Here is an 18,842-nt window from a genome sequence, read left to right on the forward strand (position 1 = left end):
CGCTCAGTGGAAGAAGTGGCGGGCGCCGGTGAAGTACATCGTCACGCCGGCCTCCCGGGCCGCCTCGACGACCTGCTCGTCACGGATCGAACCGCCCGGCTGGACGATCGCCCGGACACCGGCGGCGATCAGGATCTCCGGGCCGTCCGGGAACGGGAAGAAGGCGTCCGAGGCGGCGTACGAGCCCTTGGCCCGCTCGCCGGCCCGCTCGACCGCGAGCTTGCAGGAGTCGACCCGGTTGACCTGGCCCATGCCGACGCCGACCGAGGCGCCGTCCTTGGCCAGCAGGATCGCGTTGGACTTGACGGCCCGGCAGGCCCGCCAGGCGAAGGCCAGCTCGGCCAGCTCGGCCGCGGACAGCGCCTCGCCGGCGGCCAGCGTCCAGTTCGCCGGGTCGTCGCCCTCGGCCTGCACCCGGTCCGCGTCCTGGAGCAGCACGCCGCCGGAGATCGGGCGGACCTCCTGGTGGTTGGCCGGGGCCCCGGGGGCGACCAGCACCCGCAGGTTCTTCTTCCGGGCCAGCACCTCGACCGCGCCGTCCTCGTACCCGGGGGCCACCACGACCTCGGTGAAGATCGGGGCGATCTGCTCGGCCAGCTCGACGGTGACCGGGCGGTTGACCGCGATCACGCCGCCGTACGCGGAGACCGGGTCGCACTCGTGCGCCTTGCGGTGCGCCTCGGCGACGTCGGCGCCGGTCGCGATGCCGCACGGGTTGGCGTGCTTGATGATCGCGACGGCCGGCTCGGCGTGGTCGTACGCGGCGCGGCGGGCGGCGTCGGTGTCGACGTAGTTGTTGTACGACATCTCCTTGCCGTGCAGCTGCTGGGCACCGGCCAGGCCGCCGGTGCCGTCGCTGTACAGCGCGGCGCCCTGGTGCGGGTTCTCGCCGTAGCGGAGCACGTTCTGGCGCTCCCAGGTGGCGCCCAGGAACTCGGGGAACCGCTCGTCGCTGGGGGCGTAGCCGGCCTCGAACCAGGAGGCGACGGCCACGTCGTAGGCGGCGGTGTGGGCGAACGCGGCACCGGCCAGGCGCTTGCGGGTGGCCAGGTCGAAGCCGCCCTCGCGGACGGCGGTCAGCACGTCGGCGTAGCGGGCCGGGTCGACCACGACGGCCACCGACGGGTGGTTCTTGGCGGCGGCGCGGACCATGCTCGGGCCGCCGATGTCGATCTGCTCGACGCACTCGTCCGGGGTGGCGCCCGAGGCGACGGTGGCCTTGAACGGGTAGAGGTTCACCACGACCAGGTCGAAGGGCTCGACACCGAGCTCGGCCAGCTGCGCGCGGTGCGACTCCAGGCGCAGGTCGGCGAGCACGCCGGCGTGCACGCGCGGGTGCAGCGTCTTCACGCGCCCGTCCAGGCACTCCGGGAAGCCGGTCAGCTCGGAGACCTCCGTCACCGGGACGCCGGCGGCGGCGATCCGGCCGGCGGTGGAGCCGGTGGAGACGATGGCGACCCCGGCGGCGTGCAGGCCCTGGGCCAGCTCCTCCAGACCGGTCTTGTCGTACACGCTGATCAGCGCGCGACGGATCGGACGGATGTTCTCCGAAACGGGGGGCGTGGTGGAGCTCGCGCTCATGCCGGGATCCATACCTTTCGGTCCTCGATGCGGTGACCTTCGCGGGCCAGCCGGCCCACGACGTCGACGAGCAGCTTGCGCTCGACAGTCTTGATGCGCTCGTGCAGCGCGTCGCCGCCATCGGCGTGGTCGGCGTCGAGCACCTCGACGACGCCCTGCGCGATGATCGGCCCGGTGTCCACTCCGGCGTCGACCAGGTGGACGGTGCAGCCGGTGACCCTCACCCCGTACGCGAGCGCGTCGGTGACGCCGTGGGCGCCGGGGAAGGACGGCAGCAGTGCGGGGTGGGTGTTGACGATCCGCCCCGCGAAGGCCGCGATGAACTCGGGGCCGAGGATCTTCATGAAGCCGGCCGTGACCACCAGGTCGGGCTGGTGGGCGGCGACGGAGGCGGTCAGCGCGCGGTCCCAGTCGGCCCGGTCCGCGAAGTCCTTCACCCGGTGGACGAAGGTCGGCAGGCCCGCCCGCTCGGCACGCTCCAGGCCGGCGATCCCGTCCCGGTCCGCGCCCACGGCGACGATCCCGGCGCCGTACGCCGGGTCGGCGGCGGCGTCGATCAGGGCCTGGAGGTTGGTGCCGGAGCCGGAGACCAGCACCACCAGGCGGGCCGGTCCGGGCGTACGGGGCGGGAAGAGCTGGGCGGGGGCGGCGGCCACTGCGCGATTCTCCGTAGGTCGGGCGCCGCCCGCTGGTACGTCCACCGGCGGTGGGGCCACTACGAACGGCAGGTCGAGCGAGGGGGAACACCAGGAGAACCCGCCGCGACGCGGGACCGGGGGAACCCGTGGGAGCTGCTGACCGTCACCACGATAACGGCTGGTCGGAGGCCCCCTGCACCCTCCCTCCGGCGCTACGCGCGTAGTTGAGACGGGGATCTCCTCGGGCCCTTCGCACCGGAGTTGCGGGCGACCGGCCCCGGTACGGGCAGGCCCCCGACGGGCCCTCGAACGCTTGCGGGATCATTGGGGCGGAGGAGACCGCCCCCGAGCGCGACCCTCCGCACGAGCCCCGACCGAGAAGGAACGGCTGAACCCATGAGCAGCGGCGACGACACCGACGAGCGCAACCCCTTCGCGCCGCCGCCCGCGGACGCCCCGGACCAGCCGTGGCGGCCGCGCAGCCCCTGGCCCGGCCAGGGTCCGGAGGGCGACGGCGGCCAGGCTGGCGGTCCCGGCGGCGACCGCCCGCCGCACCCCCAGCAGTGGGGACCGGGCCCCGGCGAGGGCGGGCCCGGCCGTCGCCCCCAGGGTCCGCAGCCGCCCCGGCTCGACCTGGCGAACCCGGCCCACCGCAAGGCGCGCAACGCCGCGCTGGCCGGACCGTTCGCGCTGGTCTGCCTGTTCACCGGCTTCCACTGGATCGCCCTGCTGGCCGGCGTGCTCGGCATCGTCTGGGGCGTCGGCGCGCTCCGGGCCGGGCGGACCGCGACCGCCCCGGCTCCCGCCGCGGCACCGGCCGGGGCGTACGGCCAGGCCGGCCCGTACGGTCAGACCGGCCCCGTCGGTGCCCCGGCGCCGAACCCGCTCACCCCGGCCGCGCTCGCCGGGATCCTCACCGGCGCGATGACCGTCATGGTCGCCACCTCGGTGATCGGGCTCAGCGTCCACTACCGGGACTACGTCACCTGCGTGCGGGACTCGCTCACCAACGTCGGCGCCGAGAACTGCGACCGGTACGCGCCGCAGTGGTACGTGGACTTCAGCGGGAACGCCGAGTAGCGGGAACGCCCAGGAGCGGGAACGCCGAACGGCCGGCCCGACCGGGGTCAGTCGGCGGGGCGCCGGGCGGACAGCCGCAGCACGAGGGCGTGGGCACCGGCGCGCAGCCGCAGCGCGCTCCCGCGCGTCCGGGTCGCGAGCCGGGCGTAGGCGCCCGCGACGGACGCCGGGGCCCGGACCAGGTCCCCGGCCGGAGCCCCGGCCAGGTCGTCGTCCAGTGCCTCGGCCGGGTCCTCGGCCGGGGCGGGGCCGAGCGCGCGGTACCGCACCAGCAGGGCGCCCGGCACCGCCACCAGAGCGAGCCAGCCCGCCGCCGCCAGGCCCGTCCACCACGGCACCGGCCCGAGCCGGGCCATCCGCTCGGCCGCCAGCGCCCCGCCGGACAGCCAGCCCAGCACCGTCGCCCCGGTGCCGAGCAGCAGCGCGGCCGCCAGGGCCGCCGTCGCCGTCGCCGCGGGCGGCCACGGTCCGCCCCCGCCCGCCGGGGAGGGCCGGCCCGCCGCCGCCCGGCCCAGCAGGAGCGCGGGCACCAGCCCCGCCAGCAGCGGGAGCAGCAGCGCGGCCAGCCGCCAGCCGCCCGGGCCCTCCTGGGGCAGCAGGGCGAACAGCGGGAACTCCGGCACCGCGCCGAGTTCCGTCCCGCCCGGCGACACCAGCGACCCGGCGCCGACCTCGAAGCCCGGGCCCAGCGCGTACGCGGCGCCCCACAGCACCGCGTTCGGCAGCAGCACCACGGTGACCAGCAGCAGCCCGACCAGCGCGGCGGGCCCGCCGCCGAGCAGCGCCGTCCCGCGCCCGCCCCCGGCCACCGCGTCCAGCACCGCCGCCACCGCCACCAGCAGCCCGCCCGCCGCGAGCAGCCCCGCCGCGGCCGCACCCGCCGCCCGGCACACCGCGGGCGTGCCCCCGGTCGGCCGCCAGCCCGGCGGGAGCCGGTCGAACAGCGCCTCGGCATGGATCCGCGCCGCGCCCCCGGCCCCCTCCGTCCCGGCGGCTCCGCCGGACCGTGCGCCCGCCGCCGTCGCCAGCCCGGCCACCAGGCCCACCACCAGCAGGTCCGGCAGCACCCGGCTGCGGAACAGCCCGGCGCCCGCGCTGTGCAGCGCCACCACGACCGCCACCGCGCAGTACCCCGCCCAGAGCGCCAGCGGGCCGCCCCAGCGCGAGCGCAGCCCCCGCCGTGCCGCCACCCCGGCCCCCGCCCGGTACAGCCGCACCACGGCCAGGGCCCCGAGCAGCAGCGGAGTGACCGTCAGCGGGGCGTCCGCGCCGCCGCGCAGGACCGGCGCGCCGTGCCCGAGCAGCCAGAGCGCACCCGCCAACCGGGTGGCACCGGCCGCATCGGAGTCCGCGTACGGCGTCGCCACCCAGAGCCCGAGGACCGGCACCCCGACCACCGCGAGACCGACCAGCGCCGTCCGCACCCCCGCCAACAGGTCGGCCAGCGCCGGGCGTCCACCCAATTCGCCGGGCACTTCCAGGAGCGGACGGCCCATCAGCTGCGTCATGCGCCTCATGGTGCCAAGGCGACTCGCCATGCTCCGTGAACCGGCAAACCGCCGCCGTGTCCCAGATTATTGTCTTATGCGCCTTTTCAGACCCTGCCCCCAAGCCGCCGCCGCCCCGGCCCGGAGCGTCTGATGACCACGCCACCCGCCCGTGCCACCGATCCCCTGCGGAAGCTGACCCCCCGTGAGGCCCAGGCCCTCACCCACCTGGCCGCCGGACACGGCCTCGATCACACCGCCGCCGCACTCGGCGTCACCACCGCGACCGCCCGCAGTTATCTGCACCGGGCCATGCGCAAACTCGGCTGCCCCACCGAAGCCGCCGCGATCGCCCTGCTCAGGACCGCACCCCCGACCGGCCCGGGCCGGCGCCCCCCGGCCGCCCCCACCGGCACCGACCGTACGCGAGTGGCCCCCACTGCCCCGGGAGAACGCAGCGGCATGACCAAGACCACCCCGACCGGCGGGAAGCCCGGCACCGACAGCGACCGCCGCCACCGCTCCCCCGGCGTCGGCAGCGGACCCGGCACCGGCCCCGGCCGGTCGACGGCGCACGGCGAGCCCGGCACCCCGGCGGCCTCCGGGCCGAGCCGGCAGTCCGGCAAGCACCAGGGCCAGCCGCAGGGCCCGGCCGCGCGCCCCGGGCCCGCCCCGGGCAAGCCCGAGGGTCGGCGCCGTCGTCCCGCGGACGGCGCGCGCGGCCCACAGGGGGCCGGGCGCAAGCCGGGCACCCCCACCGCCCCCACCGCCGCCGCGGTCACCGCCCCGACCGCCGCCCCGGGCCCGGCCGCTCCCCAGCCACCTGCGGCCGCCCGGCCCGCGGCCGCGTCCGTGGCCGGTCCCGGTTCCGGTTCCGGTTCCGCCCCCGGCGGGCGGGACGCCGCCGACTCCCGTGAACGGATCAGCGCGGCCCTCAGCGAGGCGGGCCACGGACGGGACCTGACGGAGAGCTTCGAGGAGCTGTACGAGGCCGCGCACACCCGGCTGGTGCAGCAGGTGTTCCTGCTGACCGCCTGCCGACACCGCGCGGTGCACTGCGTGCGGCGGGCGTTCGGGGAGGCCCGGCAGGACTGGGGCGGGGTGGTCGGCTCGGGCGATCCGGAGGGCTGGGTGCGGGTGCGGGCCTGCGAGCTGGCGCTGTCGCCGTGGCGGCGCGGCGGCCCCCGGCGGGTGCACGCGTGGACGCTGCCGCACCGGCGGATCCGGGTCCGGCCGGCCGACGAGGCCCAGTCGGTGCTGCCGGACCACGACCGGTTGACCGACCGGGACAAGGCGCTGTTGAAGGCCCTGCGGCGGCTGTCCCGGCCGCAGCGGCGGGCGCTGGTGCTGCACGACGGGCTGGGGCTGCCGGCGGCGGCGGTCGCGGTGGAGGTGGAGTCGACCCGGGCGGCCGCCGAGGGGCGGGTGTGGGCCGCACGGACGGCACTGGCGCAGTGGGTGCCGGAGCTGGTGGGGCCGGACCCGGCGGCGCCGGGGTTCGCGGACGGGCTGAGCGGGCTGCTGCACCGGGCGGCGGTGCGGGGCTGCCCGGAGCCGCACCGGGCGCCGGTGCCGGTGCTGCGGGCCAAGCACCGGATGGGCACGGCCGCTCGGACGGGCGCGGCGGTGCTGCTGACGGTGGCCGTGGGCGGGGCGACGGTGGCGACGCTCTCCGGGCTGCGTCCGGCGGCGCTGTTCCACCGGCCGGAGCAGCCGGTCCCCGCGCTCTGCGTGCCGGCCCCGACGGCGGAGGTGGAGGCCCCGGGCGTGCCGCTGCTGCCGGGCGGGGCGCCGAACGGCATCACCAGCCTGTGGTGCAGTCCGACGCCGGGGCTGGAGGCGGTGGTGGCGGAGCCGCAGGCCCAGGCGGTCGCGCGCTGGGAGCTGCCGGCCGCGGCCCGGGGCGTGGCCCCGCCGCCGCAGCAGGACCCGGCGGTCTGCCCGACCTGGTCGCCGCTGCCCTGCGCCACCGGTCCGGGGCACTGACGCGCCGACGGCACCGGGAACGGCGAGCGCCCCCGCCCACAGGGGCGGGGGCGCTCGGCGCGCGGGTGACCGGGATCAGCCCTTGGCGGCGATGATCTCGCGGGCCAGGCGGGCGGTCTCGGACGGCGTCTTGCCGACCTTGACACCGGCGGCCTCGAGGGCCTCCTTCTTCGCCTGGGCGGTGCCCGAGGAGCCCGAGACGATGGCGCCGGCGTGGCCCATGGTCTTGCCCTCGGGGGCGGTGAAGCCCGCGACGTAGCCGACGACCGGCTTGGTGACGTGCTCGGCGATGTAGGCCGCGGCACGCTCCTCGGCGTCGCCACCGATCTCACCGATCATGACGATGATCTCGGTCTCCGGGTCCTCCTGGAAGGCCTTGAGGGCGTCGATGTGGGTGGTCCCGATGACCGGGTCACCGCCGATGCCCACGGCCGAGGAGAAGCCGATGTCGCGCAGCTCGTACATGAGCTGGTAGGTCAGGGTGCCCGACTTCGAGACCAGACCGATCTTGCCGGAGGTGGTGATGTCGGCCGGGATGATGCCGGCGTTCGACTGTCCGGGGCTGATCAGGCCGGGGCAGTTCGGGCCGATGATCCGGGTCTTGTTGCCCTTCGAACCGGCGTGCGCCCAGAAGGCGGCGGTGTCGTGCACCGGAACGCCCTCGGTGATGACGACGGCCAGGCCGATCTCGGCGTCGATGGCCTCGATGACGGCGGCCTTGGTGAAGGCCGGCGGCACGAAGAGGACGGAGACGTCGGCGCCGGTCTCCTTCATGGCCTCGGCGACGGAGCCGAAGACCGGGATCTCGGTGCCGTCGACGTCGACCGTGGTGCCGGCCTTGCGCGGGTTGACACCGCCGACGATCTGGGTGCCGGAGGCGAGCATGCGGCGGGTGTGCTTCATGCCCTCGGCGCCGGTCATGCCCTGGACGATGACCTTGCTGTCCTTGGTAAGGAAGATAGCCATGGTGTTAAGTCCCCTTCCTTACTTGTTGGCCAGCTCGGCGGCGCGGTCAGCGGCGCCGTCCATGGTGTCCACGCGCTGGACCAGCGGGTGGTTGGCGTCGTCGAGGATCTTGCGACCCAGCTCCGCGTTGTTGCCGTCCAGGCGGACGACCAGCGGCTTGGTGACGTTCTCGCCCTTGCTCTCCAGGAGCGCGAGGGCCTGCACGATGCCGTTGGCGACCGCGTCACAGGCGGTGATGCCACCGAAGACGTTGACGAAGACCGACTTGACGTCGGGGTCGCCCAGGATGATCTCCAGGCCGTTCGCCATGACCTCGGCGGAGGCGCCGCCACCGATGTCCAGGAAGTTGGCGGGCTTGACGCCGCCGTGGTTCTCACCGGCGTAGGCGACCACGTCGAGGGTGCTCATGACGAGGCCCGCGCCGTTGCCGATGATGCCGACCTGGCCGTCGAGCTTGACGTAGTTCAGGCCCTTGGCCTTGGCAGCGGCCTCCAGCGGGTTGGCCGCGGCCTTGTCCTCGAGCGCCTCGTGCTCGGGCTGACGGAACTCGGCGTTCTCGTCCAGGGAGACCTTGCCGTCGAGCGCGATGATCTTGCCGTCGCCGGACTTGATCAGCGGGTTGACCTCGACGAGGAGGGCGTCCTCCTTGATGAAGACGGTCCACAGCTTCTGCAGGACGTCGGCGACCTGGTCGGCGACCTCGGCCGGGAACTTCGCCGCGGCGACGATCTCGGCGGCCTTCTCCGGGGTGCAGCCCTCGTTGGCGTCGACCGGGATCTTGGCGAGCGCCTCGGGGTTCTGCTCGGCGACGACCTCGATCTCCACGCCGCCCTCGACGCTGGCCATGGCCAGGAAGGTGCGGTTGGTGCGGTCCAGCAGGAACGAGACGTAGTACTCGTCCTTGATGTCCGCGGTCTGGGCCAGCATCACCTTGTGAACGGTGTGGCCCTTGATGTCCATACCGAGGATCGCCTCGGCCTTGGCGACGGCGTCGGCCGGGTCGGCGGCGAGCTTCACGCCACCGGCCTTGCCACGGCCGCCGACCTTCACCTGAGCCTTGACGACGGCGCGTCCGCCGAAGCGCTCGGCGATGGCGCGAGCGGCTTCGGGGGTCTCGATGACATCACCGTCAAGCACGGGCACGCCGTGCTTGGCGAAGAGGTCCCTCGCCTGGTACTCGAACAGGTCCACGTGTGTTCGTCCTTGTTCGTGGTCGCGGATTGTGTCTCTACGAGCGTGCCACGGCAGGATCTTCGCTGCGGGTCGTCGAAGCGGTGCGGGTACGCAGAGGTACGGCCTTGCGGCCCACACAGCCACGGGCGCACACGTCAATCAACACGCGCGTCACGTCCGTCTGGCAGGTTATCCCCGTGGGACGGGACTGTTCCGCCCGGGGCCTGTCCGCCATGGGTGAGAACCGTCACAGATCGGCCTCCGGCCGTCGACGGCACCCGCGGTCCACCGATCGAGTGATTCACACGTTCGAGTGAAGTCGTCACCCCCCGGTCAAAGCTCCCGGTCAGGGGCTCCCGGTCAGGGCTCCCCGTCGGCCGCCCCCGTCGGGTGCTGCGGGATCGGACGCTTCTCGATCGCCGCCGCCATGATCCCGGGGAAGGCGTCCGGGGTGCAGGCGAAGGCCGGGGCGCCGAGCGCGGCCAGGGCGGCGGCGTGGGCGTGGTCGTACGCGGGGGCGCCCTCGTCGGACAGCGCGAGCAGCGCGACGAACTGGACGCCCGCCGCCTTCATCGCGGCGACCCGCCGCAGCATGCCGTCCCGGACACCGCCCTCGTACAGGTCGCTGATCAGCACCACGACGGTCTCCGACGGCCGGGTGATCCTCGACTGGCAGTAGGCGAGGGCCCGGTCGATGTCGGTGCCGCCGCCGAGCCGGGTGGCGAACAGGACGTCCACCGGGTCGGTCAGCTGCTCGGTGAGGTCGACCACCGAGGTGTCGAAGACGACCAGCCGGGTGTCCAGGCTGGGCATCGAGGCGAGCACCGCGCCGAACACCGCGGCGTGGACGACGGACGGCGCCATCGAGCCGGACTGGTCGACGCAGAGGATGACGTCCTTCCTCACCGCCCGCCGGGCCCGGGCGTGGCCGACCAGCCGCTCGGGCACGACGGTGCCGTGCTCGGGCAGGTAGTTCCTCAGGTTGGCCCGGATCGTCCGGTCCCAGTCGATGTCCCGGTGGCGCGGCCGGTTCACCCGGGCGCTGCGGTCCAGGGCTCCGCCCAGGGCGGTCCTGGTCCGGTCCGCCAGTCGGCGCTCCAGGTCGGCGACCACCTTGCCGACCACGGCCCGGGCGGTCTCCCGGGTGGTCTCGGGCAGCGCGTGCCGGAGCGACAGCAGGGTGCCGACCAGGTGCACGTCCGGCTCGACGGCCTCCAGCATCTCCGGCTCCAGCAGCAGCCGGTCCAGGCCGAGCCGGGTGATCGCGTCCTGCTGCATCAGCTGGACGACGGTGGACGGGAAGTACTCCCGGATGTCGCCCAGCCAGCGGGCCACCTGCGGGGCCGAACCGCCCAGCCCGGCCGCGCGGCGGCCGCCCCGGGGCGTCCTGCCGCCCTCCTCCGGCGCACCCCGGTAGAGCGCGGCGAGGGCGCCGTCCATCGCGGCGTCGCGACCGCGCAGGGTGCAGCCGGTCCCGTCGGCCGCGCCGCCGAGCACCAGGCGCCAGCGGCGCAGCCGTTCGTCGGTCGGGGTCGATGCCATCGGGTCCTCCTGGTGCGGCGGGCGGGTCGGGGGCGGGCGGGGTCAGGTGTCGCGGCCGGCGGGCTGGCGGGGGATCCGCGGGCGGACGCCGAGCAGGACGGCCAGCACCGGGACGGCCGCGTCGGCGCGGTCCGGGTCCAGTGCGCCGCCGGTCCCGGGCGCCGCCGGGGCGGCGTCCAGCGGACCGGCGGCGACCCGGGCGCCGATGGTGGTGCGCACGCCCGCCTCCAGCCCGGCGAAGGTGCGCCGCAGCAGTGGCAGGACATCGGTGAACACCTCGCCGCCGACCCCGCAGAGCCACTCGTCCAGCAGGGCGAGCAGCCGGGGGTCGTGCAGCAGCAGGGCGCCGCCGCCGGCGAGGAAGCCCTCGACCCAACCGGCCGCGTCGGCCGGGGCGTTGGCCGTCGACAGCACCAGCCGGAGCCGTCGGCCGACCTCCTCCGCGTCCAACCGGCCGTCATCGAGCAGCAGCCGGACGGCGCGGCCGCGCAGCAGGCCGGGGACGCCGGTGGCCGGGGAGCCGGCGGGCTCGCGGCGGGCCAACGAGCGCAGGGCGGTGGCCCAGCGCTCGGGCAGTCCGTCGGGCAGTCCGTCGGGGGCCCCGGCGGCATCGGCGACAGCAGCAGTACCGACAACAGTGGTACCGGCGGCGGCCGGGCCCGGGCCGAGCAGGGCGATCGCGCCGTGCACCTCGTCGATCCGGGCCCGCATCGCCGCCGCCCCGTCCGCGTCCAGGCCGACGCAGGCGGGTGGCAGCCCGACGCAGACCCGCTCGGCCAGCCCGGCCGCGGCCCCGGCCAGCGCGCCGTGGTCGGTGCCGCGCACGTCGCCGTAGCGCAGCGCCCGGACCAGCGCCGGCAGCGCGGCCGCCAGGTGCGCGACATCGGTGTCCAGGGCCGCGCAGTCCGCCAGCACCCGCATCACCGCGGGCAGCGCACCGGACAGCCCGGCCAGCAGGCAGGTCTCCACCAGGCCGGTCAGCTCGGCGAGTTCGACGGCGGCGCGGGCGGTGCCGACCGCCTTGCCGACGGCGGCCTGCTCCACCGTGGTGCCCCACTGGGCGGCCTCGGCGATCCGGACCGCGAACTCCGGCTGCCAGCAGAGCCGCCAGCTCTCCCGGAAGGTGCCGGTGGAGTGGACCGGGGACCGGGCCGGCACGCCCCACCCGACGCCCAGCAGCCGCAGCCGGTGCAGCAGCCGGGAGCGGGCCGCGTCGGTGTCCTTGCGCAGGTCGAGGTCGAGGTCCCGGGGCGCGGCCTCCGGTCTGAGCCGCAGCGAGCGCTGCAGCCGCGCCAGGTCGCGCTGCAGCGGCACCGCCGGTGCGCCGTCCGGCACCTCGCCGAGCGCGTCGCCGACCACCAGGCGGTCCCGGACGAGTTCCAGCGCGACGTCCGAACCCTCGCAGAGCACCGCGCGGACGGCGTCCAGGGTCTCGGTCAGCCCGGCGAGCGGGCGGCCGCGCAGCACCGCGAGGGTCTCGGCGAGCCGGACCGCCTCGATCACGTGGGCGGAGGAGACCGGGTGGTCCTCGGCGCGCAGCAGGTCGGCGGCCCGGGTGAGCCAGCGCGGCACCGGGTCGCCCTCGGTGCTGAACAGGTGGTGGTACCAGCCGGGCGACCGGACGCCCGCGCCGTAGCCGGCGGCCTGGGAGAGCCGGCGGTGCGTCCACGGGATCCAGGTGATGTCCGCCCGCACCCTCTTCGGCAGCCCGGCGAGCAGGGCCCGGTCGTGCGCGACGGTGGGCGCGGTCGCCAGCGCGGGCACGTGGAAGGCGCCGCAGACCACGGCGATCCGGCGGTGACCGGCCCGCCGGGCGGCCCGGATCCGCTGACGCATGTGGGCCTCCCGCAGTTCGTCCCGGCGGGACTCGCCGAGGCCCTCGGCGCGCAGCGCCGCCATCGCCTCGGCGACGGCGGCGAACGGTGCCAGCGCGTCCGCGCCGGGGGCGCGGTGCTCGACCACGTCCTCCCACCAGCGCTCCGGGTCGTCGTGGCCGGCGGCCCCGGCGAGCAGCGCCAGCGGGTCCGCGGGCGGTTCCTCGGCGGCCTCCCCGCCCTCCTCGGCCGGGTCGTCCGCCCGGTCCCAGGGCCGGTCCCCCGCGGCCGGTACGAAGGCGTACCCGGCGGGCAGGTCGATGAAGTGCACCGGCAGGCCGTGGTCCACCGCGTACCGGATCGCCACCCACTCCGGGGAGAACGCGGCGTACGGCCAGAACGCGGCCCGCGACGGGTCGTCCACCGCGTGGGCGAGCAGGGCGACCGGCGGCACCAGGTCCTTCCCGGCCGCCAGGTGGACGACGGCGTCGGCCTCCACCGGGCCCTCGATCAGCACCGCGTCCGGCCGCCACTGCGCCAGCGCGGCCGCCACCGCCCGGGCCGAGCCGGGGCCGTGGTGCCGGATGCCCAGCAGGGCGACCTCCGAGGTCACGCCGTCACCTCGCGGGCCGCGCGGTAGAAGTCCTTCCAGCCGTCGCGCTCGCGCACCACCCCTTCGACGTACTCGCGCCACACCGCCCGGTCCGCCACCGGGTCGCGGACGACCGCGCCGAGGATGCCGGCCGTCACGTCCCCGGCGCGCAGCACGCCGTCGCCGAAGTGGGTGGCCAGGGCCAGGCCGTTGGTCACGACCGAGATCGCCTCGGCGGTGGAGAGGGTGCCGCTCGGGGTCTTGACCTTCGTCCGGCCGTCCACGGTGAGACCGGCCCGCAGCTCCCGGAAGACCGTCACCACGCGCCTGATCTCCTCGGCGCCGCCGGGCAGTTCGGGCAGGTCGAGGGAGCGGCCGAGCTGGTTGACCCGGCGGGTGACGATGTCGACCTCCTCGTCCAGCGAGCCGGGCAGGGGCAGCACCACGGTGTTGAAGCGGCGGCGCAGCGCGCTGGACAGCTCGTTGACGCCGCGGTCCCGGTCGTTGGCGGTGGCGATCACGTTGAAGCCGCGCACGGCCTGCGTCTCGCCGCCCAACTCCGGTACCGGCAGGGTCTTCTCGGACAGGATGGTGATCAGGCCGTCCTGCACGTCGGCCGGGATGCGGGTGAGCTCCTCGATCCGGGCGAGCTTGCCGTCCGCCATCGCCCGCATCAGCGGCGAGGGCACCAGGGCGTCCCGGCTGGGGCCTTGGGTCAGCAGCCGGGCGTAGTTCCAGCCGTACCGGACGGCCTCCTCGGGGGTGCCCGCGGTGCCCTGCACCAGCAGCGTGGAGTCGCCGCTGACCGCGGCGGCCAGGTGCTCGGACACCCAGGTCTTCGCGGTGCCGGGCACGCCGAGCAGCAGCAGCGCGCGGTCCGTCGCCAGGGTGGTGACGGCGACCTCGACGATCCGGCGCGGACCGATGTACTTGGGGGTGATCCGGGTGCCGTCCGGCAGCTCGCCGCCGAGCAGGTACGTCGCCACGGCCCACGGCGAGAGCTTCCAGCGCTCGGGGCGCGGGCGGTCGTCCTGGGCGGCCAGCGCGGCCAGTTCGCCGGCGAACGCGTCCTCGGCGTGCTGCCGCAGAACGTCGGTCATGGGGGCTCCTTGAGGTCGGCCGCCGGGCCCGCGGGTGCCCCGGTGGTGAGGTGAACGGAGGGAGCCAGGTCGGCGTCCCGGCCTGTGGGAACCACCTTGCAACGCGGCACTGACAACCGCCGGACGGGCGCCGGACGGGCCGTCAGCCACTGTCAGTGCCCCCGCCTACCGTCGGTCGCATGGAGGAACGCTGGAGCACCGAACACGTCCTGTCGCTGGCCCCTGACGCCACGTCGCGCAAGGCCGCGGGCGAGCTGTCCGCGCCCGCGCCCTGGACCGGCACGGGCACCGACGGCGCCGCCCTCTGGGGCGAGTGCCGGGGCGGCGGCCGCACGCCGTACCGCACCGTGATCGAACTCGCCACGCCCGCCTACCGGTGCAGCTGCCCCGGCCGGAAGCTCCCGTGCAAGCACGCGCTCGGACTCCTCCTGCTGTGGAGCGGCGCCCCCGAGGCCGTACCGGCCGGCGAGCCCGCCGACTGGGCGGCCGAATGGCTGGAGGCCCGGCGGGAACGGGCCGAGAAGCGCGCGAGCGCCCCGGCCGACCCGGAGGCCGCCCGCCGCCGGGCCGAGCGGCGCGGCGCCCGGGTCGCGGCCGGCGCGGCCGAACTGCGGCTGCGGCTCGCCGACCGGATCCGGCACGGCCTGGCCGACCAGTCCTCGGCCGGCCCCTGGGAGGAGGTCGCGGCCCGGATGGTCGATGCCCAGGCCCCCGGACTCGCCGCCCGGGTACGGGAGTTGGACACCCTGCCGGAGGACCGGCTGCTGGAGGAGTACGCGATGCTGCACCTGCTGGCCACCGCCGCCACCCGGGTCGACGAGCTGCCGGCCGCGCTGGCCGCCACCGTCCGCGCCCGGGTCGGCTACACCCTGGACGCCGCCGAGGTGCTCGCCGGCCCGACCGTACGGGACCGCTGGCTGGTGCTCGGCAGCCGCACCGTGCCGATGGAAGGGGCGACCGACGAGCGGCTCACCACCCGCCGGGTCTGGCTGAGCGGCGCCAAGACCGGCCGCCCCGCCCTGCTGCTCGCCTTCGGCCGCCCCGGCCGGGCCCCCGACCTCGCCCTGCCCACCGGCCACCTGCTGGAGGCCGAACTCGCCTACCACCCCGGCGCCCGCCCGCTGCGCGCCGTGCTCGGCACCCGCTACGGCGCCCCCGGGCCCGGCCCGGCCGCCCCGCCCGCCGGGCTCACCGTCGCCGAGGCGGTCGCCGGGTACGGCGGCGCGGTGGCCGACGACCCGTGGCTGGACAGCTGGCCGACCGTGCTCGCCGGGGTCGTCCCGGTCCGCGCCCCGGACGGCTGGCACCTGACGGACGGCCACCACACCGTCCCGGTACGGCCCTCGGCCGTCCCCGAGGCCGCCCTGTGGCGGCTGGCCGCGGTCTCCACCGGCCGCCCGCTGACGGTCTTCGGCGAGTACGGCCACCAGGGTTTCGCCCCGGTCACCGCCTGGACCGCCGAGCACCGCCCGGTCGGCCTCACGTCCGTCTAGGCCCTGTCCGGCCGATCCCGCCGGGCGCGCCCCAAGGAGAACCCGACGTCCCAGGAGAACCGACGATGACCCTCACCCAGGACCCGTGGGAGCCGCTGCGGACCAGCGCCCTGCTCGGCACCGACCGGCGGCCGCTGCCGCCCACCGCGCTGCCGCTCGCCGAGGCCGTGGACCCGTCCGACCCGGCCACCGCCCTGCTGGAGCTGGCCGCGCTGGCCACCGTCCGCCGCCGGGCCGGCGCCCTGCCGGTACCGGCCGCCGGGCCGCCCGGGCCACCCGCCCCCGAGGACCCCCGCCCCGAACTGCCCGAGGCCGCCGCCCGCCGGCTGGCCGTCCTGCTCGGCGGGCGCACCGGCGGCACCGGCGGCGCCACCCTGGCCAACCTCGCCGAGCTGCTGCCGCAGTGGCTCGCCGCCGCCCGGGCCGCGGGCCTGCGGCCGCCCGCCGCGCTGATCCCCGGACTGCTCGACGCCGCCCGGGCCCGCAGCGAACTGCGCTCCGACGCCGTCGCGCTGGCCGGCCCGCCGGGCCGCTGGCTGGCCGCGCAGAACCCCGACTGGCGGTTCGTGCTGCGCACCACCGCCGCCGGGCCGGCCCGGCGGCCGGCGGACCCGGGCACCCCGGCCGACCCGGCGGACCCGGCGGACCCGGCCGACCACCGGCTGTGGCACGAGGGCCTGTTCGCCGAGCGGGTCACCCACCTGACCCTGCTGCGCCGCCACGACCCGGCCGCCGGACTGGAGCTGCTGCGCAGCACCTGGCCCACCGAGCGCGCCGAGGACCGGCTGCTCTTCCTGGACGCCCTCCAGGACGGCCTCTCCCCCGCCGACGAGCCCTTCCTGGAGGCCGCCCTGGGCGACCGCAGCAAGAACGTCCGCGCCACCGCCGCCGAACTGCTCTCCACCCTGCCCGACTCGGCGCTCGCCCGGCGGATGGCCGAGCGGGCCCGGGCCGCCGTCCGGCTCGCCGGCAGCGGCACCCACCTGCTGGTCACCCCGCCCACCGAGTGCGACGAGCGGATGCAGCGCGACGGCATCGCCCCCAAGTCCCCCACCGGGCGCGGCGAACGGGCCTGGTGGTTCGGCGAGTTGGTGGCCGCCGCGCCGCTGTCGGTCTGGCCGGCCGACACCGGTCTGACGCCCGGGCAGCTGCTCGCGCTGCGGGTCGGCGACAGCCTGGACGAGACCAGCAGCAGCTGGGCCGACGACCTGCGGGAGGCCTGGGCGCGCGCCGCCGTGCGCCAGCACGACGCCGACTGGGCCCGCGCCCTGCTCGGCCCGGCCCCCGCCCCGCCGGCCCGGGGCGCCGGGCGGGCCCGGGGCGCGCGGGTCACCGGAGCCCCGGCGAAGCTGCTGGCCGTGCTCCCGCCCGAGGAGCGGGCCGCCTGGACGGCCGCCTTCGTCGAGGTGCACGGCCTGGCCGAGGCCTTCCAACTGCTCGGGGCCTGCGCCACCCCGTGGACGCCGCCGCTGTCCACCGCCGTGGTGACGGCGCTGGCCCGGGCCGCCGCCTCCGGCGCGTACCCGTGGAGCCACAGCGGGGTGCTCGGGATGACGGAGCGGGCGCTCGCCCCCGGGACGGCCGCCGCGGTGGAGGAGCTGGCCGCCGGGGCCCCGCCCGACTCCGCCTGGTCGGAGACCTTCGCCCGGCTGGCCGGGACCCTGCGCTTCCGGGCGGCGATGCTCGACGAACTGACGGTCACGCCGGGTTGACGCACCGGCGGGCCGGGCAGCCGGTACGGCCGGGCGGGCAGCACGGCCGTACCGGAGCGCACCCCGGGAACGCCCGAGCGGGCCGGTCCAGGACGGACCGGCCCGCTCGGCGCGCGGCGGAGCTCAGCCGGCGGTCCGCAGGTTGGCCTCGACCCAGGCGACCACGTCCCGGGTGGTGGTGCCCGGGGTGAAGATGTCGGCGATGCCCATCGCCTTGAGCTCGGCGATGTCCTCGTCCGGGATGATCCCGCCGCAGAAGACCTTGATGTCCTCGGCGTCCCGCTCCTTCAACAGCTCCAGCACCCGGGCGCACAGGGTCATGTGGGCGCCGGAGAGGATCGACAGCCCGATGCCGTCCGCGTCCTCCTGGATCGCGGTGTCGACCACCTGCTCGGGGGTCTGGTGCAGCCCGGTGTAGATGACCTCCATACCGGCGTCGCGCAGGGCGCGCGCGATGACCTTGGCGCCACGGTCGTGACCGTCGAGCCCCGGCTTGGCGACCACCACACGGATCGGCCCCGACACACTCATCACTGCCTCCTGGACCTCGTCGTCCATCATCCGACCGGGCTTCGTGGGCCCACGGTGCGGTTGACGCGGTTAACGCTCGATAACCAACCAACCTGAGGGGAGATTAGCGCCACCCGCCCCGGTTGGCCGAGCCACCTCCCAAGAGGAGGGCAAAGTCACAGCGCCGGGCCTTGCTACCAGCGGGTACTCCCGTCGACGGGCCCCCGGACACCGCGCGGACCCCCGTGCGCCCCCTTGACAACCGGCGGTTTTTCCGGGGTGTCGGCCGTGGGGCTACAGTCACGCCTGTTTACCTCGCCCGACGACGTGACCGAGGCCCACCGAGGAGGCAGCCCCCGATGGCTCCCGAAGCAGCCGCCCGCCCCACCCGTGCGGAGCTGCGCCTCGCCGCCCGCGAGCAGTCCCGCGCCCAGCGCCGCGGCGCCGCCAAGGCGGCCACCCGGGCCGCCCTGTTCCGGGTCGCGGTGCCCTCGGTGGCCGCGCTCGGGGTCGCCGGGGCGGCGGGCGCGGCGGTGGTCCAGGAACAGGCCGACCGGGCGCCGGCCCAGGCCTCGGCGCCCGACGCCCCCACCGGACCGGCCGCAGCGCAGAGCGCCCGGCAGGCGCTCGCCCACACCGACCAGGACCAGGCCTCGCGCGGCGACGCCCGCGGGCCGCTGACCGGCACCCAGCCCGGCGACGGCACGCCCACCGCCACCCCGACCGCCCAGCCGACCCCCGAGCCGGTCAAACCCAAGGTGGTCATGCCGGTCGCCCGGCACGGCCTGGGCGAGCTGTTCGGCGCCTCCGGCGAGCACTGGGCCCGGCGGCACACCGGTATCGACTTCCCGGTGGACGGCGGCTCCGAGGTGTACGCCGTCACCGACGGCACGCTCCGGACGCAGTGGAACCCGTTCTACGGCTACATGTCGATGCTGAAGATGCCGGACGGCACCGAGGCCTGGTACTGCCACCTGCGCAGCTACAAGGTCCGCAAGGGGCCGGTGAAGCAGGGCGACGTGATCGCCTTCGTCGGCAGCAGCGGCAACAGCACCGGACCGCACCTGCACTTCGAGATCAGGCCGAAGGACAGCGGGCCGATCGACCCGCTGCCCTGGTTCCTCGCGAACGGGCTGGACCCGAGGTAGCCCCCGGGGCCCGCCGCGGA

General features: G+C 76.3%; 14 protein-coding genes. 5 read left to right on the forward strand and 9 right to left on the reverse strand.

What is annotated here, in order from left to right; genetic code table 11:
• Positions 1 to 3: 3 nt before the first annotated feature.
• The gene (purH, locus tag ACFY2K_RS32770; protein WP_375882220.1) at positions 4 to 1,581 is read right to left on the reverse strand and encodes a bifunctional phosphoribosylaminoimidazolecarboxamide formyltransferase/IMP cyclohydrolase; all 1,578 of its coding nucleotides are present in this window, start codon (positions 1,579 to 1,581) and stop codon (positions 4 to 6) included.
• Entirely contained in the window at positions 1,578 to 2,237 is a 660-nt protein-coding gene (purN, locus tag ACFY2K_RS32775) for a phosphoribosylglycinamide formyltransferase (protein ID WP_375882217.1), read from the reverse strand. Before purN ends, purH begins: the two co-directional genes overlap by 4 nt.
• Positions 2,238 to 2,615: 378 nt before the next feature.
• Here purN and ACFY2K_RS32780 point away from each other — a divergent pair, with 378 nt between their 5' ends.
• Positions 2,616 to 3,299: a hypothetical protein gene (locus ACFY2K_RS32780; protein ID WP_380521181.1), complete on the forward strand. Its 684-nt coding sequence runs from the start codon at positions 2,616 to 2,618 to the stop codon at positions 3,297 to 3,299.
• Positions 3,300 to 3,346: 47 nt separating this feature from the next.
• Here ACFY2K_RS32780 and ACFY2K_RS32785 read toward each other — a convergent pair whose 3' ends face one another.
• A complete protein-coding gene (locus ACFY2K_RS32785) occupies positions 3,347 to 4,807 on the reverse strand; it encodes a DUF6350 family protein (protein ID WP_387716301.1) in 1,461 nt (486 codons plus the stop codon).
• A 132-nt stretch (positions 4,808 to 4,939) separates the two neighbouring features.
• Between ACFY2K_RS32785 and ACFY2K_RS32790 the strand changes: the two genes are divergently transcribed.
• The gene (locus ACFY2K_RS32790; protein ID WP_387716303.1) at positions 4,940 to 6,772 is read left to right on the forward strand and encodes a LuxR C-terminal-related transcriptional regulator; all 1,833 of its coding nucleotides are present in this window, start codon (positions 4,940 to 4,942) and stop codon (positions 6,770 to 6,772) included.
• A 75-nt stretch (positions 6,773 to 6,847) separates the two neighbouring features.
• On the opposite strand, the gene sucD is transcribed toward ACFY2K_RS32790, so the two are convergent.
• The 5 genes from sucD to ACFY2K_RS32815 all read right to left on the reverse strand — a co-directional run bounded on the left by sucD (position 6,848) and on the right by ACFY2K_RS32815 (position 13,959).
• Positions 6,848 to 7,738 carry a succinate--CoA ligase subunit alpha gene (gene sucD, locus ACFY2K_RS32795; RefSeq protein WP_375882209.1) on the reverse strand — a complete coding sequence of 297 codons (891 nt, stop codon included), beginning with the start codon at positions 7,736 to 7,738 and terminating at the stop codon, positions 6,848 to 6,850.
• A gap of 18 nt (positions 7,739 to 7,756) precedes the next feature.
• On the reverse strand, positions 7,757 to 8,929 hold the full coding sequence (sucC, locus tag ACFY2K_RS32800; RefSeq protein ID WP_375882207.1) for an ADP-forming succinate--CoA ligase subunit beta: 1,173 nt from the start codon (positions 8,927 to 8,929) through the stop codon (positions 7,757 to 7,759).
• Positions 8,930 to 9,271: 342 nt separating this feature from the next.
• Positions 9,272 to 10,453, reverse strand: a complete 1,182-nt coding sequence (locus tag ACFY2K_RS32805) for a VWA domain-containing protein (protein WP_380521186.1) — start codon at positions 10,451 to 10,453, stop codon at positions 9,272 to 9,274.
• A gap of 42 nt (positions 10,454 to 10,495) precedes the next feature.
• Positions 10,496 to 12,880: a DUF5682 family protein gene (locus ACFY2K_RS32810; RefSeq protein ID WP_387716306.1), complete on the reverse strand. Its 2,385-nt coding sequence runs from the start codon at positions 12,878 to 12,880 to the stop codon at positions 10,496 to 10,498.
• Positions 12,877 to 13,959, reverse strand: a complete 1,083-nt coding sequence (locus ACFY2K_RS32815; protein ID WP_380521189.1) for an AAA family ATPase — start codon at positions 13,957 to 13,959, stop codon at positions 12,877 to 12,879. Before ACFY2K_RS32815 ends, ACFY2K_RS32810 begins: the two co-directional genes overlap by 4 nt.
• A 179-nt stretch (positions 13,960 to 14,138) precedes the next feature.
• Between ACFY2K_RS32815 and ACFY2K_RS32820 the strand changes: the two genes are divergently transcribed.
• Complete coding sequence (locus tag ACFY2K_RS32820) at positions 14,139 to 15,452, forward strand: SWIM zinc finger family protein (protein ID WP_387716308.1); 1,314 nt, start codon at positions 14,139 to 14,141, stop codon at positions 15,450 to 15,452.
• 65 nt (positions 15,453 to 15,517) lie between these two features.
• Positions 15,518 to 17,164, forward strand: coding sequence for a DUF5691 domain-containing protein (locus ACFY2K_RS32825; RefSeq protein WP_387716310.1), 1,647 nt, complete (start codon positions 15,518 to 15,520; stop codon positions 17,162 to 17,164).
• A 123-nt stretch (positions 17,165 to 17,287) separates the two neighbouring features.
• On the opposite strand, the gene ACFY2K_RS32830 is transcribed toward ACFY2K_RS32825, so the two are convergent.
• Positions 17,288 to 17,695 carry a cobalamin B12-binding domain-containing protein gene (locus ACFY2K_RS32830; protein WP_375882192.1) on the reverse strand — a complete coding sequence of 136 codons (408 nt, stop codon included), beginning with the start codon at positions 17,693 to 17,695 and terminating at the stop codon, positions 17,288 to 17,290.
• Positions 17,696 to 18,033: 338 nt separating this feature from the next.
• On the opposite strand from ACFY2K_RS32830, the gene ACFY2K_RS32835 reads away from it, so the two are divergent.
• Positions 18,034 to 18,822 carry a M23 family metallopeptidase gene (locus ACFY2K_RS32835; RefSeq protein ID WP_375882190.1) on the forward strand — a complete coding sequence of 263 codons (789 nt, stop codon included), beginning with the start codon at positions 18,034 to 18,036 and terminating at the stop codon, positions 18,820 to 18,822.
• The last annotated feature ends 20 nt before the right edge of the window (positions 18,823 to 18,842 follow it).

Source organism: Kitasatospora sp. NPDC001309 (genome assembly GCF_042896295.1).
In the GTDB taxonomy this organism is placed as follows: Bacteria; Actinomycetota; Actinomycetes; order Streptomycetales; family Streptomycetaceae; genus Kitasatospora.

Bases quoted from the DNA above. Each gene is read 5' to 3' on its own strand.
- sucD (WP_375882209.1), bottom strand. From the start codon at position 7,738: ATGGCTATCTTCCTTACCAAGGACAGCAAGGTCATCGTCCAGGGCATG.
- ACFY2K_RS32825 (WP_387716310.1), top strand. From the start codon at position 15,518: ATGACCCTCACCCAGGACCCGTGGGAGCCGCTGCGGACCAGCGCCCTG.
- ACFY2K_RS32790 (WP_387716303.1), top strand. From the start codon at position 4,940: ATGACCACGCCACCCGCCCGTGCCACCGATCCCCTGCGGAAGCTGACC.
- ACFY2K_RS32805 (WP_380521186.1), bottom strand. From the start codon at position 10,453: ATGGCATCGACCCCGACCGACGAACGGCTGCGCCGCTGGCGCCTGGTG.
- ACFY2K_RS32785 (WP_387716301.1), bottom strand. From the start codon at position 4,807: ATGACGCAGCTGATGGGCCGTCCGCTCCTGGAAGTGCCCGGCGAATTG.
- ACFY2K_RS32835 (WP_375882190.1), top strand. From the start codon at position 18,034: ATGGCTCCCGAAGCAGCCGCCCGCCCCACCCGTGCGGAGCTGCGCCTC.
- ACFY2K_RS32780 (WP_380521181.1), top strand. From the start codon at position 2,616: ATGAGCAGCGGCGACGACACCGACGAGCGCAACCCCTTCGCGCCGCCG.
- purH (WP_375882220.1), bottom strand. From the start codon at position 1,581: ATGAGCGCGAGCTCCACCACGCCCCCCGTTTCGGAGAACATCCGTCCG.
- ACFY2K_RS32815 (WP_380521189.1), bottom strand. From the start codon at position 13,959: ATGACCGACGTTCTGCGGCAGCACGCCGAGGACGCGTTCGCCGGCGAA.
- ACFY2K_RS32820 (WP_387716308.1), top strand. From the start codon at position 14,139: ATGGAGGAACGCTGGAGCACCGAACACGTCCTGTCGCTGGCCCCTGAC.
- ACFY2K_RS32830 (WP_375882192.1), bottom strand. From the start codon at position 17,695: ATGAGTGTGTCGGGGCCGATCCGTGTGGTGGTCGCCAAGCCGGGGCTC.